Consider the following 14,738-nt stretch of genomic DNA (forward strand, 5'->3'; position numbering starts at 1 on the left):
TACGGGATAGCCTCGCCCGCATCAACCAGCACCGTGTCAACCAGCAGTGATGGGAGCAAGCGTGTCGAGGTCCGTTCTGGTCACCGGAGGCAACCGGGGCATCGGCCTGGCGATCGCGCGGGCGTTCGCCGCGCAGGGCGACAAGGTCGCGGTGACGCACCGCGGTTCCGGCGCGCCCGAGGGCCTGCTCGGTGTCAAGTGCGACGTGACCAGCTCCGCCGAGGTCGACGCGGCGTTCGCCGAGGTCGAGGCGGCGCACGGGCCGGTCGAGGTGGTGGTGGCCAACGCGGGCATCACCGACGACACGCTGCTGCTGCGGATGACCGACGAGCAGTTCGCCCGCGTCCTCGACGCCAACCTGACCGGCGCGTTCCGGGTCGCGCAGCGCGCGTCCAGGGGGATGCTGCGCAAGCGCTACGGCCGGATCGTGTTCATCTCGTCCGTGGTCGGCCTCGCGGGCGGCGCGGGCCAGGTCAACTACGCGGCCAGCAAGGCGGGCATGGTGGGCGTCGCCCGGTCCATCGCCCGTGAACTGGGCAGCCGCAACATCACCGCGAACGTCGTCGCGCCCGGGTTCATCACCACGGACATGACCGACGCGCTGCCCGAGGAGCGCAGGAACCAGATCCTCGCCCAGGTGCCGGCGGGCCGGTACGGCACGACCGACGAGATCGCCGCCGCCGTCACGTTCCTGGCCTCCGACGCCGCCGCCTACATCACCGGCGCGGTGCTGCCGGTCGACGGCGGCCTCGGCATGGGCCACTGAACGCGCCGCCGAGGCGCTGAACCCCACGCCTCCCCACCGAGTACACAGCCACACCAAGCACAACATTCCGGAGGACGTTTCAGTGACGGGACTGCTCGAAGGCAAGCGGCTGCTGGTCACCGGGGTGATCACGGACGCGTCGATCGCCTTCCACGTGGCCAGGGTCGCGCAGGAGCAGGGCGCGCAGGTCGTGTTGACCGGTTTCGGCCGGATGACCCTCGTGGAGCGCATCGCCAAGCGCCTGCCGCAGACCGCGCCGGTGGTCGAGTTGGACGTGCAGAACCAGGAGCACCTGGACTCGCTGGCCGACCGGGTGCGCGAGCACGTGGACGGTCTCGACGGCGTGGTGCACGCCATCGGCTACGCGCCGCCGTCGTGCCTCGGCGCGCCGTTCATGGACGCGCCGTGGGAGGACGTGGCCACGGCCATGCACGTCTCGGCGTACTCCTACAAGGCGCTGGTGCAGGCGGCGCTGCCGCTGATGGGCCGCGGCGCGTCGGTGGTCGGCCTCGACTTCGACGCCCGCCAGGTGTGGCCCGCCTACAACTGGATGGGCGCGGCCAAGGCGGCGTTCGAGTCGATCAACCGGTACATGGCGCGCGACCTCGGGCCGCAGGGCATCCGGGTGAACCTCGTCTCGGCGGGCCCGGTGCGCACCATGGCCGCCAAGTCGATCCCCGGTTTCGCCGACCTGGAGTCCCTGTGGGCCGAGCGCGCGCCGCTCGGCTGGAACGTGGACGACCCGACGCCGGTCGCCCAGTCGGTGTGCGGGCTGCTGTCCGACTGGTTCCCGGCCACCACCGGCTCGATGGTGTTCGTCGACGGCGGCGTGCACTTCCTGGGGTTCTGACCCGGCAGCCGGGTCGGCGTGTGAACGGTCACGCCGACCCGGTTGAGCGGCTTCCGCGCACCGGCGCGAGGATGTCAGGGTGAGTTACGACGCGCTGCTCTGGCTGTCCTTCGGCGGACCGGAAGGACCCGAGGACGTCCGCCCCTTCCTGGAGAACGTGACCCGCGGTCGCGGTGTGCCGCCCGAGCGGCTGGACGAGGTCGAGCAGCACTACCAGCACTTCGGCGGCGTCTCGCCGATCAACGCGCTCAACCGGGCCGCGATCGAGGCCGTGCGCGGCCTGGTCGACCTGCCGATCTACTTCGGCAACCGCAACTGGCACCCGATGGTCGAGGACGCGCTGGCCGAGATGAAGGCCGCCGGTGTCCGGCGCGCGCTCGTCTTCCCGACCAGCGCTTACGGCGGCTACTCGGCGTGCCGGCAGTACGACGAGGACATCCTCCGGGCCCGTGCGGCCGTCGAGGACGCGCCGGAACTGGTGAAGCTGCGCCAGTTCTTCGACCACCCGCTGTTCGTGGAGTCGTTCGCGGACGCCGTGCGCGCCGCCGCGGCAAGCCTGTCCGAAGCGGATTACCGACTGGTGTTCACGGCGCACTCGGTGCCGGTGGCGGCGGACAAGGCCGCCGGACCGCCCGAGGACGGCGGCCACCTCTACTCCCGGCAGGTCGCCGAGGCGTCCCGGCTGGTCGCCGCCGCCGTCGGCGTGGCCGACTTCGACGTGGTGTGGCAGTCGCGGTCCGGTCCGCCGCAGGTCCCGTGGCTGGAACCGGACATCGTGGACCACGTCGAAGCCCTGTACGACAAGGGCGTGCGGAACGTGGTCGTGTGCCCCATCGGGTTCGTCAGCGATCACCTCGAAGTGGTGTGGGACCTCGACACCGAGGCCCGTGAGCGCGCCCAGGAGCTGGGCATGGGCTTCGCCCGCGCCGGCACGCCCAACGACGACCCCAGGTTCGCCGAGCTGGTGGCCGAACTGGTCGCCGAGCAGGTGTCCGACGGGCCTGTGCGCAAGTTGTCGGGCTTCCCGGCCCGCGGCTGCACCACGAACGGCGCGTTCTGCGCCACGCGCTGCTGCGAGCCCGCGAAGCGGCCGGGAGCGGGCCGGTGAGCGTCGACTTCAGCTGGTCGCCCCGGCCCGCGGACTGGCGTGACGCGCTGCGCATCGCCGTGCCGCTGTACCGGTGGGCGCCGTGGTTCGCCGCGGCGCTCGGCGTGCTGGGCGTCGTCGTGCTGGCGATGGGCATGACGTGGGCGGGCGTGTTCGGGCTCGTCCTCGCTGTGATCATCGTCGCACTCGTCCCGGTGGGCACCGCGGTGAACTTCCACAACCACCCGCTGGCGGCCAAGACCGTCACCGGCACGGCGGACGCCCACTCGCTGCGGATGTCCGTCGGCGAGGCGGCGCGCAGCGAGCTGAACTGGGCCGAACTGCCCGGCTGGGCGGAGACGGCGCGCGGCTTCGTCCTCAAGACCGGCACGACGGCCGTGTACGCCGTGCCGCGCCGTGCGTTCGCCGACGACGAAGCGGCGGCGGCGTTCCGCTCCCTGCTCGTGGAACACGTCGGCCCGGAGGCCTGACGCGGCCGAACGGCCGCGTACCCTCGGTAGGCGTGTCCTGTGCGAGTGCGACGCTGGTCGTCTGGACGTCAGCCTGGCTGCATGGTGCGGCTGCGGCCGACGACGTCCTCGACGCCCTGGGGTTCTGGGCCGAGCTGCACGAAGTGGCCGCGGATGACGACGGCACCGCGACCGCTCTCGACCTGCCCGGCCCCGACGAGGTCCCGGTGGGGCCCGCCCTGCTGCTGGCGTCGCTGCGCCGCGCCTCCCCCACCACGGCGAGGTTGGTGATCCCCGTGCCCGGCGACGTCCGCGGCCTCGGTGGCAGCGGGCCGCTGTCCAAGTGCGCGCTGCGCGCCGGGCAGGCCGCCGTGCTGCCCGATGTCGGCGTCGGCCTGGTGCCCGCGCTGGTGGCCGACGGCGTGATGCGGTGGACGGTGTTCGACCTGCCGTCCGCGCCCGGTGGCGAGCACGTGCCCATCGGGGAGGCGGAGCACGGCCTGGCGTCGGCGATGCGCGAGGCGGCCACCGCGCTGGTGACGCTGGACGTGGCGCGGCACCGGCCGAACGTGCGGGCCGAGATCGCCGAGCTGTCCGCGGAGCACTCGAAGGTCGACTGGCCGGCGGGGATGCCGCCGCGAGCGCTGCGCGTGCTCCAGCGCGCCGCCGAGGTGGCCGCGATCCTCGCCGTGGCGGCGTCCGACGCGCCCGGCAGCGCCGTCTCGGCCACCGCCACGCGGGCTCGGGACGAAGCGCTGCGGCCGTTGTCCGAGGCGGTGCGGCGGGCTCGGCTCGCGGCCGTGGACGAAGCCGTCCGGGTCCTGTCGGATCAAGGCGCCGGCCGCCATTAGGTCGATGGCGGTCGTCGAATATTCGACACCCATTCGATGAACGGCGAAATATTTGCGGTCCGAAACCGGTACCGCCGCGTCGTTCACATCCGCGGAAGTATTTTCGAAGTCGACGGTGAAGTGTCCTGGATCGGCGCTCGTAATAGGCCGAACAGGCGATCGGCGCGGCATCCGTTTGCCGTCCGAATCGATTCCGGCGCGCTTCCGCACGGCAATCGCATCGGCGTGTGAAGTACTGCAAACCGCAGGTCAGCGCGTTCGGGGCGGCGGTACGCGCACGGGTATAGCGCTGGATTAAGTGCAGGTCAACCCCTCGTCAACACGACGTGTCATGCGTTACCGTTCGTCTGGGAGCGCTCCCAGTCCCCAGCTGTTTCGGTCTCGCGTCGAATCCCGACTCGGCGTTTGGCCTGGGAGCGCTCCCAGATGGCGGGTTGCACGCAAGGAGGCGATGCATGAGTCTGCGCACTTTTGTACGGTCCCGGAAACTCACCGGAGCATTGGCGGTGACCTCGGTGGCGGCCCTGTCCGTAGCCGGGGTGGTGGCCTCGCTCCCACGCAGTTCAAGCTGAACGGGACGATCTGCACGGGGAACATCAGCACCACGACCTCGACGTCGACGTCGACGTCGACCACGACGAGCACGTCCACGACGACGACCACCACGTCCAACAACCCGGGCGGTCCGAAGGTGGACAACCCGTACGTGGGCGCCGGCGTGTACGTGAACCCGCAGTGGTCGCGTCTCGCCTCGGCCGAGCCGGGTGGCTCGCGGATCGCGAACCAGCCGACCGGTGTCTGGCTGGACCGGATCAGCGCGATCGAGGGCAACGACTCGCCGACCACCGGCACGATGGGCCTTGCGGACCACCTGGACGAGGCGGAGAAGCAGCGCGCCGCCCGTTCGGACGGCCAGCTGGTCTTCCAGTTCGTGGTCTACAACCTGCCCGGTCGCGACTGCGCGGCGCTGGCGTCGAACGGTGAGCTCGGCCAGACCGAGATCGGCCGGTACAAGACCGAGTACATCGACCCGATCGTGAGCATCGTCTCGCGGCCGGAGTACTCGAAGCTGCGCATCGTCCCGGTCATCGAGATCGACTCGCTGCCGAACCTGGTGACCAACGTGTCGCCGCGTCCGACCGCCGTGGCGAACTGCGACGCGATGAAGGCGAACGGCAACTACGTCGAGGGTGTCTCGTACGCCGTCGGCAAGCTCGGCGCCATCGCCAACGTCTACAACTACATCGACTCCGGCCACCACGGCTGGATCGGTTGGGGCGACACGGTTCCGGAGTACGACAACTTCTACGCCGCGGCGAAGACGTTCGCGTCCCTCCTGGGCAAGAACGGCGCCACCAAGGACAAGATCCACGGCTTCATCACCAACACGGCGAACTACTCCGCGCTGGAGGAGCCGTTCTGGACGGTCGACGACCTCGTCGGTGGCCGCCCGGTGAAGGAATCCGCGACCTGGGTCGACTGGAACGACTTCAACGGTGAGGTGGGCTTCGCCCAGGGCATGCGCGCCGAGCTGGTGAAGCAGGGCTTCGACAGCGGCATCGGCATGCTGATCGACACCTCGCGCAACGGCTGGGGCGGCCCGAACCGGCCCACCGCCAAGTCGACCGCGACCAACGCGAACGACTACGTGAACGAGTCGCGCATCGACCGCCGCTACCAGAAGGGCAACTGGTGCAACCAGGCCGGTGCCGGTCTGGGCGAGCGTCCGAAGGCCGCTCCGAAGCCGAACATCGACGCCTACGTCTGGATCAAGCCGCCGGGCGAGTCCGACGGTGCCAGCGAGGAGATCCCGAACCCCGAGGGCAAGGGCTTCGACCGCATGTGCGACCCGACCTACGGTGGCAACGTGCGCAACGGCAACAACCCCTCGGGCGCCCTGGCCAACGCCCCGCTGTCGGGCCACTGGTTCTCGGCCCAGTTCCAGGAGCTCATGGCCAACGCCTACCCGGCGCTGTGACCACCGGCTGACTGGTACGACAACTGAACAGCTCTTGCACTCCGTAGGCGGCGTCCACTTGGGCGCCGCCTACGGGCGTTTATCCGGTTGCGGGCGCGGTTACCGTGCGTCGGTGGACGTAGAAGAGATCACCGCGCGGTTGGCGCTCCGGTTCGGTCCGTCGGTCGCGCCGTGGTGCGCGCGCGTGCCGGAGCAGGCGGCTTCGGTCGCTTCACGGTGGAATCTCACGCTCGGCGGGATGACGCCGCAGGGCGCGTCATCGGTCGTGGTGTCCTGTGCGCGGTCCGACGGTGCTCCGGCGGCGCTGAAACTCAGCCCGGACGCCGTTTTCCTGGCCGAGCAGGCGGCGGTGCTGAGGCTGTTCGCCCCGTCCGGTCGGGTGCCCGCCGTGCTGGGGGAGGACGAGGGCGTGCTGCTGATGGAGGCGATCCGGCCGGGCACGATGGCCGACGAGCTGCCGGTTCCGCCGACGCCCGAGGAGTGGGCCGGGCTGGCCGCCGCCCTGCACACCGTGCCGGACTCCGGTGGGCCTTGGCTGGAGCTGCGGGCCCGGTGCGAGGAGTTCTACACCCGCATCGGCCGTCGCCTGGCGGACCCGGTCGTCGCCGCGCACGTGTCACCGGCGATGTGGGACCGGGCCCGTGACCGCTGCCGCGCCCTGCTCGACACCCAGCCGCGCGTGCTGCTGCACGGTGACCTGCACCTGGGCAACGTGCTGGACGGTGGTCCGCGGGGCCTGATCGCGATCGACCCGCGGGCGTGCGTCGGCGACCCGTGCTTCGACGTCGTGGACTACGTGCTGGACGCGGCCGGCCGTGAAGGCGTCGCCGAACGCGCCAAGCGGGTAGCCGAGGCGGCGGACCTCGACCCCGACCGCCTGCACGAGTGGTGCCGGGCGCTGGCCCCGGTGAACGCCCTCGCCTACCTCGACGACGAGGCCGCGCTCACCGAACTGCTCGCCCTCGCCCGCTGATCGGCTCCGCCCGCGGGTGGAGCTGCTCTACGTCGACCGACGACCGATCGGTGCGTAGGTTCGGTGGGGTGACTTCCGAACTCCCCACCACCGCGGGCGCCCTCCGCGCGGCAGGCCACCTGCCGCGCGGGGTGAAGGCCGAGATCCGGGAAAACCTGCTGGCCGCGCTCCGGGAAGGCCGCGACCCGTGGCCCGGGATCGTCGGGTTCGACCGCACCGTCCTCCCGCAGCTGGAACGCGCCCTCCTCGCGGGCCACGACGTGGTGCTCCTCGGCGAACGGGGCCAGGGCAAGACGCGCCTGCTGCGCACCCTCGTCGGCCTGCTGGACGAGTGGACCCCGGTGATCGCGGGCGCCGAGCTGAACGAGCACCCGCTCGACCCGATCACCCCCGAGTCGAAGCGCCGCGCCCGGGAGCTCGGCGACGAGCTGCCCGTCGAGTGGAAGCACCGCGACGAGAGGTTCGCCGAGAAGCTCGCCACGCCGGACACGAGCGTCGGCGACCTCGTCGGCGACGTCGACCCGGTCAAGGTCGCGCAGGGCCGCAGCCTGGGCGACCCGGAGACCATCCACTACGGCCTCCTGCCCCGCTCGCACCGCAGCATCATCGCCGTCAACGAGCTGCCCGACCTGGCCGAACGCATCCAGGTCGCGCTGCTGAACGTGATGGAGGAGCGCGACATCCAAATCCGCGGCTACACGCTGCGGCTCCCGCTGGACGTCCTCCTCGTCGCCACCGCCAACCCCGAGGACTACACGAACCGCGGCCGGATCATCACCCCGCTCAAGGACCGGTTCGGCGCCGAGATCCGCACCCACTACCCGCTGGAGATCGGCGCCGAGATCGACCTGGTGCGCCAGGAGGCGGACCTGGTCGCGGAGGTCGGCGACCACCTGCTGGAGGTCATCGCCCGGTTCGTGCGGCACCTGCGCGAGTCGTCCGCGATCGACCAGCGCTCCGGCGTGTCGGCCAGGTTCGCGGTCGCGGCGGCGGAGACGGTGGCGGCGAGCGCCCTGCGTCGCAGCGCCCTGATCGGGGAGAACCCGCCGATCGCCCGCCCGGTCGACCTGGACTCGGTGCCCGAGGTGCTGCGCGGCAAGCTGGAGTTCGAGGCCGGCGAGGAGGGCCGCGAGCAGGAGGTGCTGGTCCACCTGCTGCGCCGGGCCACCGCGGACACGGCGCGGTCGACGTTCGCCGGGATCAACCTGCGGCCGTTGGCCGAGCTGGTGTCCGACGGGCACCCGGTCGCGACCGGTGAACGGGTTCACGCGGGCGACCTGCTGGCCGCGCTGCCGGAACTGCCGGTGCTGCACGAGGTGGCGGAGCGCGTGGGCGCGGGACCGAAGGACCCGGTGGGGCGGATCGCGTCGGCCGTGGAGCTGGCGCTCGAATCGCTCTACCTCACCCGCCGGCTGGCCAAGGACAGCGACGACGACCGGACGGTGTACGGATGAGCACCTACCGGTACGGCCGGTACGCGGACGGGCCGGACCCGCTGGCCCCGCCGACCGACCTGCGTGCCGCCATGGACGAGCTGGGCCGCGAGGTCATGGAGGGCGCGTCGCCCGAGTCGGCGCTGCGCGAGCTGCTGCGCCGGGGCACGTCCGGCACCCGTGGCCTTGACGACCTGACCGCGCGGCTGTGGCAGAAGCGCGCCGCGCTGACCAGGCGGAACCGGTTGGACGGCACGCTGCAGGAGATCCAGCGGCTGCTGGACGAGGCGGTGACGGCGGAACGGGCGGCGCTGTTCCCGGACCCGGACGACGACGCGCGGTTCCGCGAGGCCACGCTGGACGCGTTGCCGCAGTCGACGGCGGCGGCGGTGAGCGAGCTGGCCGAGTACGACTGGCGCTCGCCACAGGCCCGGGAGTCCTACGAGCAGATCCGGAACCTGCTCGGCCGGGAGCTGATGGACCAGCGGTTCCAGGGCATGAAGCAGGCCATGGAGAACGTCCGGCCCGAGGACGTGCAGCGCATCCAAGCCATGCTGGGCGACCTGAACGCCCTGCTCGCCGCCCACGCCCAGGGCGATGACACGACGGAGCGGTTCGCGGAGTTCATGCGCGAGCACGGCGAGTTCTTCCCGGAGGACCCGAGGTCGGTGGAGGAGCTGATCGACGCGCTCGCCGCCCGGTCGGCCGCCGCCCAGCGGATGATGAACTCGATGACCGACCAGCAGCGCCAGGAGCTGTCGGCGTTGTCGCAGCAGGCTTTCGGCGACTCGGGTGTCGGATCGCAACTGTCCCGATTGGACTCCTTGTTGCAGGGCCTGCGGCCCGGTGAGGACTGGACCGGTTCGGCGCGGTTCCGGGGCGACAACCCGATGGGGTTGGGCGAGGGCGCGCAGGCGATGGCGGACCTGGCCGAGCTGGACGCGTTGGCCGAGCAGCTGTCCCAGTCGTACCCCGGTGCGAGGTTGGAGGACATCGACCTGGAGGCGTTGGTCCGGCAGCTCGGTGACGAGGCCGGGGTGGACGCGCGGCGGCTGGCCGAGCTGGAACGGGAGTTGAGGTCGCAGAACCTGCTGGAACGCGCGCCGGACGGTTCGCTGCGGTTGACGCCGAAGGCGTTGCGGCGGTTGGGGGAGACGGCGTTGCGCGGCGTGATCGACAGCGCGCGGCAGCAGGGGCAGCGGGACAACTCGTCGGCGGGTGCGGCGGGTGAGCTGATCGGGTCGACGCGGCCGTGGCAGTTCGGCGACACCGAGCCCTGGAACGTGCCGCGCACGGTGACGAACGCCGTGCTGCGGTCGGCCGGTGGCCCGGTGCGGTTGGACGTGGTGGACGTCGAGGTCAGCGAGACCGAGCAGCGGTCGCGCGCGGCGGTCGCGCTGTGCGTCGACACGTCGTGGTCGATGGTGCAGGACGGCCGGTGGGTCCCGATGAAGCGCACCGCGCTGGCGCTGCACCACTTGGTGCGGACCAGGTTCCGGACGGACGCGCTGGAGCTGATCACGTTCGGCCGGCACGCCGAGACCGTCGACATCGGCCGGCTCACCGCGCTGGAAGGCGTCTGGGAACAAGGCACCAACCTCCACCACGCGCTGTTGCTGGCAGGTCGGCACGTCCGCAGGCACCCCGATGCCCAGCCGGTGGTGCTGGTTGTGACCGACGGCGAACCCACCGCGCACCTGGAGGCGACCGGCGAAGCCGAGTTCCACTACCCGCCCCTGGACCGGACCCTCGGCAAGACGTTGGTGGAGGTGGACGCCCTGGCCCGGTTGGGCGCGTCGATCACCGTGTTCCGGCTCGGTGACGACCCGAGGCTGACCGCGTTCGTGGACACCGTTGCCCGCCGTTCGGGTGGCCGTGTCGTGGCGCCGGGGGAGGACGGCCTCGGCGCGGCCGTGGTCAGCGACTACCTGCGCTCCCGCAAGCGCCGTCACTGACCCTGCCGGCCCACCTGCGGCGACCTCGGCCGGGGAAACCCCGGAATCCCTCAGCCGCCCGCCAGGCAGCGTCGCACTGCGGACAGGTGGGTCGGCACCACTCGTCCCTGGTGGGGGCGGGCTTGCCGGTCGTAGGTGTCGGCCCAGCGGGCGAAGGCGTCGCGGGACTGGGCGGAGGTGAGGGCCGAGTCGGCCAGGTGACGCATCCTGGCGTCGTAGGCGGCAACGGCGTCCGGGGCGTCGTGGAACACGGTAGCCGTGTCGGTCTCCACGTAGGCCAGGGACGAGTCGCGCCCGTCGACCCTGGTCCCGGCCGGCTCAGTCTTCCCGTTCCTCCCTGATCTCACTCTTCGTCTCACGCTCCCGCTCGGTCGGCGCGAGGGCCCTTTCCGTCGCCGTGTCCGGCTCCACCCGGTGTTTGCCGGGGCGGGTCAGCGAGAAGTGCGACTCGTCGCGCATCCGCTCCACCATGTGCGGGTAGTGGAGTTCGAACGCGGGCCGCTCCGACCTGATCCGGGGCAGTTCGGTGAAGTTGTGCCGGGGCGGCGGGCACGTCGTCGCCCATTCGAGCGAGTTCCCGAAACCCCACGGGTCGTCGCGTTCCGCCGGGTCGCCGAACCGGTAGCTGCGCAGCACGTTCCACACGAACGGCAGCACGGACGCGCCCAGCAGGAATGCCCCGACCGTGGAGATGGTGTTCATCAGGGTGAACCCGTCGGACGGCAGGTAGTCGGCGTACCGGCGCGGGAAGCCGATGTTGCCCAGCCAGTGCTGGATCAGGAACGTCAGGTGGAAGCCGAGGAACGTGGTCCAGAAGTGGAGCTTGCCCAGCGGCTCGTTCAGCATCCGCCCGGTCATCTTGGGAAACCAGAAGTAGATGCCCGCGTACGTGGCGAACACGATCGTCCCGAACAGCACGTAGTGGAAGTGCGCCACCACGAAGTACGTGTCCGTGACGTGGAAGTCGAGCGGCGGCGACGCCAGGATGATGCCGGTCAGCCCACCCAGCAGGAACGTGATCAGGAACCCGACGCTGAACAGCATCGGCGTCTCCAGCGTGATCTGCCCCTTCCACATGGTGCCGATCCAGTTGAAGAACTTGATCCCGGTCGGCACCGCGATGAGGAACGTCATCAGCGAGAAGAACGGCAGCAGCACCGCGCCCGTGGCGAACATGTGGTGCGCCCACACCGCCACCGACAGCGCGGCGATGGCGAACGTGGCGAACACCAGCCCTTTGTAGCCGAACAGCGGTTTCCGGCTGAACACCGGGAAGATCTCCGACACGATGCCGAAGAACGGCAACGCCACGATGTACACCTCGGGGTGCCCGAAGAACCAGAACAGGTGCTGCCACAGGATCACGCCGCCGTTCGCGGGGTCGAACACGTGCGCGCCCAGGTGCCGGTCGGCGGCCAGGCCCATCAGCGCCGCGGTGAGGATCGGGAACGCGAGCAGGATCAGCAGGCTGGTGACGAAGATGTTCCAGGTGAAGATCGGCATCCGGAACATGGTCATGCCGGGCGCGCGCAGGCAGCACACCGTGGTCACCATGTTGACCCCGCCCAGGATCGTCCCGAGCCCCGACACGGCCAGGCCCATGATCCACAGGTCGGGTCCGACGCCCGGCGCGTGCACCGCGCTGCTCAACGGCGTGTAGCCGGTCCAGCCGAAGTCCGCCGCGCCGCCCGGCGTGACGAACCCGAGCATCACGGTCAGCCCGCCGAACAGGTACAGCCAGTACGAGAACGCGTTGAGCCGGGGGAACGCCACGTCCGGCGCGCCGATCTGCAACGGCAGGATGTAGTTCGCGAACCCGAACAGGATCGGCGTCGCGTACAGCAGCAACATGATCGTGCCGTGCATGGTGAACAGCTGGTTGTACTGCTCGGTCGACAGGAACTGCAGCCCCGGCCGGGCCAGCTCGCCCCGGATCAGCAGCGCCATCAGGCCACCGACCATGAAGAACATGAACGACGTCGACAGGTAGAGCAGCCCGATCTGCTTCGGGTCCGTCGTCTTGAGCAGACTCAGGAACACGGCGCCCTTGGACCGTCGCCTGGCCGCACCAGGGTGGGTGATCACGGGTTCCGGCTTGAGCGCGGTCATCCCCGCCTCCCTCGTCCCGACGACGTCCCGACGACGTGAGCCAAGCCACATGTTCCTCCGGTCGGACGCGCGCGGCAAACGCGCGGGACCGGCGTTCAGTCGACCTCGGGGCGCTTGACCTGCTGTTCTATCGCGCCCGACGCTCGTTCGAGGAAGCGCAGCAGCTCCACCGGGAACGGCAGCACCAGCGTCGAGTTCTTCTCCGCGGCCACCTCCACGATGGTCTGGAGCAGCCGGAGCTGGAGCGCGGCGGGCGCCTGGGTCATGGCCACCGCCGCCTCGGACAGCTTCTTCGACGCCTGCAGCTCGCCGTCCGCGGTGATGATCCGGGCCCGCCGCTCCCGCTCCGCCTCGGCCTGCCGCGACATGGACCGCTTCATGCTCTCCGGCAGCGCCACGTCCTTGATCTCGACCCGGTCGATCTCGATGCCCCACGACAGCGCCGGGTTGTCGATCATCAGCTCGAGGCCCTGGTTGAGGCGTTCCCGGTTGGACAGGAGGTCGTCCAACTCGCTCTTGCCGATGATCGAGCGCAACGACGTCTGCGCGACCTGGAGCATGGCGAACCGGTAGTCCTCGACGCTGACCACCGCCCGGACCGGGTCGACCACCTTGAAGTAGACGACGGCGTCCACGCGCACGGTGACGTTGTCGCGCGTGATGCCGTCCTGCGCCGGGATCGGCTGGGTGACGATCTGGAGGTTCACCTTCCGGAGCCGGTCGACGCCCGGCACGACCATGGTCAACCCGGGTCCGCGCAACGACGGCAGCACCCTGCCGAACCGGAAGACCAATGCCTGTTCGTACTGCTTCACGACGCGTGCGCTGCCCGCGAGCCCGAGCGCGACCAGACCGAGCACGCCGATGACGATGTCGAGGACCATCGCGACCATCTCCCTGGTCAGAGGGTACGCCCGCCGTCCCACCAGGCGGACGTTCGTCCACCGTCCGGTAGGGGAGTTAGTGTCGTTCACATGCAGACCTGGTCATCTACTCCAGTCCCGCGGGTAGCGGGCGAGCCGCGCCCGCTGCGGCTGTTCGACACCGCCACCGGCGAGGTGCGCCCGACCGCTCCCGGTGCCACCGCCAGGTTGTACGTCTGCGGCATCACCCCGTACGACGCCACGCACCTGGGGCACGCAGCCACCTACCTGGCGTTCGACCTGGTGCACCGGGTGTGGCTGGACAACGGCCACGACGTGCACTACGTGCAGAACGTCACGGACATCGACGACCCGCTGCTGGAGCGCGCCGAGCGGGACCAGGACGACTGGGTGGTCCTCGGCATGCGGGAGACCGCACTGTTCCGCGAGGACATGGTGGCGTTGAGGGTGCTGCCGCCGCGCGAGTACGTCGGCGCGGTGGAGGCGATCCCGGAGGTCGTCGAGGCCATCGCCAAGCTGATGGCGAGCGGGGCCGCGTACCGGGTGGACGACGCCGAGTACCCCGACGTGTACTTCGACCAGTCGGCGACCGGCCGGTTCGGCTACGAGTCGAACTACGACCTGGAGACGATGACCCGGTTCTTCGGCGAGCGCGGCGGCGACCCGGACCGGCCGGGCAAGCGGCACCCGTTGGACGCCCTGGTGTGGCGGACCGCGCGGCCCGGTGAGCCGTCGTGGCCGTCCGAGCTCGGCGCCGGCCGGCCGGGGTGGCACATCGAGTGCAGCGCGATCGCGTTGAACCGGCTCGGCACCGCGTTCGACGTGCAGGGCGGCGGCTCCGACCTGATCTTCCCGCACCACGAGTTCTCCGCCGCGCACGCCGAGTCGTTGACCGGTGAGCACCCGTTCGCGCGGCACTACGTGCACGCGGGCATGATCGGCCTGGACGGCGAGAAGATGTCCAAGTCCCGCGGCAACCTGGTGTTCGTGTCCAAGTTGCGGGCCGAGAAGGTCGACCCGAACGCGATCCGGCTGGCGTTGCTGTCGGGCCACTACCGCACCGACCGGCCGTGGAGCGACGCGCTGCTGGCGGAGGCCGAGGCGCGGCTGGCGAAGTGGCGTGCGGCGGCGGCCCTCGCGTCGGGTCCGAGCGCGGTGGACGCGGTTGCCCGGCTGCGCGACCACCTGGGCGACGACCTCGACACGCCCCGCGCGCTGGCGGCCTTGGACGGCTGGGCCGCCGAGGCGCTGTCGACGGGCGGCTCGGACGCCACCGGGCCCGCCCTGTTCCGCACGGCCGTCGACTCGCTGCTGGGCGTGGAGCTGTCTTCAGCGGAGCTGTGACCAGCGCGGACGAGAGCGGGGCCGCCCCTCGAAGGGAC

The 14,738-nt window shown here is 70.8% G+C and carries 14 protein-coding genes; 10 read left to right on the top strand and 4 right to left on the bottom strand.

Annotated elements, in window-relative coordinates; translation table 11 throughout:
• Positions 1 to 61 precede the first annotated feature (61 nt).
• From fabG to OQ02_RS27150, 5 genes are all read left to right on the top strand, one after another.
• On the top strand, positions 62 to 766 hold the full coding sequence (fabG, locus tag OQ02_RS27130; protein ID WP_033441412.1) for a beta-ketoacyl-ACP reductase: 705 nt from the start codon (positions 62 to 64) through the stop codon (positions 764 to 766).
• 82 nt (positions 767 to 848) lie between these two features.
• Positions 849 to 1,616 (top strand): enoyl-ACP reductase FabI, encoded by a 768-nt coding sequence (gene fabI, locus OQ02_RS27135; protein ID WP_033441413.1) that lies wholly within the window; start codon positions 849 to 851, stop codon positions 1,614 to 1,616.
• 79 nt (positions 1,617 to 1,695) lie between these two features.
• Entirely contained in the window at positions 1,696 to 2,724 is a 1,029-nt protein-coding gene (locus OQ02_RS27140) for a ferrochelatase (protein WP_033441414.1), read from the top strand.
• Entirely contained in the window at positions 2,721 to 3,194 is a 474-nt protein-coding gene (locus OQ02_RS27145; RefSeq protein ID WP_033441415.1) for a YcxB family protein, read from the top strand. The genes OQ02_RS27140 and OQ02_RS27145 overlap by 4 nt, the downstream gene beginning before the upstream one ends.
• A 32-nt stretch (positions 3,195 to 3,226) precedes the next feature.
• The gene (locus OQ02_RS27150) at positions 3,227 to 4,024 is read left to right on the top strand and encodes a hypothetical protein (RefSeq protein ID WP_033441416.1); all 798 of its coding nucleotides are present in this window, start codon (positions 3,227 to 3,229) and stop codon (positions 4,022 to 4,024) included.
• A 489-nt stretch (positions 4,025 to 4,513) separates the two neighbouring features.
• On the opposite strand, the gene OQ02_RS46775 is transcribed toward OQ02_RS27150, so the two are convergent.
• On the bottom strand, positions 4,514 to 4,723 hold the full coding sequence (locus OQ02_RS46775; protein WP_269321644.1) for a hypothetical protein: 210 nt from the start codon (positions 4,721 to 4,723) through the stop codon (positions 4,514 to 4,516).
• On the opposite strand from OQ02_RS46775, the gene OQ02_RS27155 reads away from it, so the two are divergent.
• The 4 genes from OQ02_RS27155 (at position 4,716) to OQ02_RS27170 (ending at position 10,363) form a co-directional block, all read left to right on the top strand.
• On the top strand, positions 4,716 to 6,002 hold the full coding sequence (locus OQ02_RS27155; protein WP_269321645.1) for a glycoside hydrolase family 6 protein: 1,287 nt from the start codon (positions 4,716 to 4,718) through the stop codon (positions 6,000 to 6,002). The two genes, OQ02_RS46775 and OQ02_RS27155, sit on opposite strands and share 8 nt — an antisense overlap.
• Before the next feature lie 112 nt (positions 6,003 to 6,114).
• Positions 6,115 to 6,975: an aminoglycoside phosphotransferase family protein gene (locus OQ02_RS27160; protein ID WP_033441417.1), complete on the top strand. Its 861-nt coding sequence runs from the start codon at positions 6,115 to 6,117 to the stop codon at positions 6,973 to 6,975.
• Positions 6,976 to 7,043: 68 nt separating this feature from the next.
• On the top strand, positions 7,044 to 8,429 hold the full coding sequence (locus OQ02_RS27165; RefSeq protein WP_033441418.1) for an AAA family ATPase: 1,386 nt from the start codon (positions 7,044 to 7,046) through the stop codon (positions 8,427 to 8,429).
• Positions 8,426 to 10,363: a vWA domain-containing protein gene (locus OQ02_RS27170; protein WP_033441419.1), complete on the top strand. Its 1,938-nt coding sequence runs from the start codon at positions 8,426 to 8,428 to the stop codon at positions 10,361 to 10,363. Before OQ02_RS27165 ends, OQ02_RS27170 begins: the two co-directional genes overlap by 4 nt.
• 50 nt (positions 10,364 to 10,413) lie before the next feature.
• On the opposite strand, the gene OQ02_RS27175 is transcribed toward OQ02_RS27170, so the two are convergent.
• The 3 genes from OQ02_RS27175 to OQ02_RS27185 form a co-directional block, all read right to left on the bottom strand.
• On the bottom strand, positions 10,414 to 10,722 hold the full coding sequence (locus OQ02_RS27175) for a Scr1 family TA system antitoxin-like transcriptional regulator (protein ID WP_331281555.1): 309 nt from the start codon (positions 10,720 to 10,722) through the stop codon (positions 10,414 to 10,416).
• On the bottom strand, positions 10,682 to 12,472 hold the full coding sequence (gene ctaD, locus OQ02_RS27180; RefSeq protein ID WP_033441421.1) for an aa3-type cytochrome oxidase subunit I: 1,791 nt from the start codon (positions 12,470 to 12,472) through the stop codon (positions 10,682 to 10,684). Before ctaD ends, OQ02_RS27175 begins: the two co-directional genes overlap by 41 nt.
• Before the next feature lie 95 nt (positions 12,473 to 12,567).
• Positions 12,568 to 13,356 (bottom strand): slipin family protein, encoded by a 789-nt coding sequence (locus OQ02_RS27185; RefSeq protein ID WP_033441524.1) that lies wholly within the window; start codon positions 13,354 to 13,356, stop codon positions 12,568 to 12,570.
• Positions 13,357 to 13,446: 90 nt separating this feature from the next.
• Between OQ02_RS27185 and mshC the strand changes: the two genes are divergently transcribed.
• Positions 13,447 to 14,700: a cysteine--1-D-myo-inosityl 2-amino-2-deoxy-alpha-D-glucopyranoside ligase gene (gene mshC, locus OQ02_RS27190; RefSeq protein WP_033441422.1), complete on the top strand. Its 1,254-nt coding sequence runs from the start codon at positions 13,447 to 13,449 to the stop codon at positions 14,698 to 14,700.
• The last annotated feature ends 38 nt before the right edge of the window (positions 14,701 to 14,738 follow it).

It is taken from the genome of Saccharothrix sp. NRRL B-16314 (genome assembly GCF_000716595.1).
Lineage (GTDB): Bacteria > Actinomycetota > Actinomycetes > Mycobacteriales > Pseudonocardiaceae > Actinosynnema.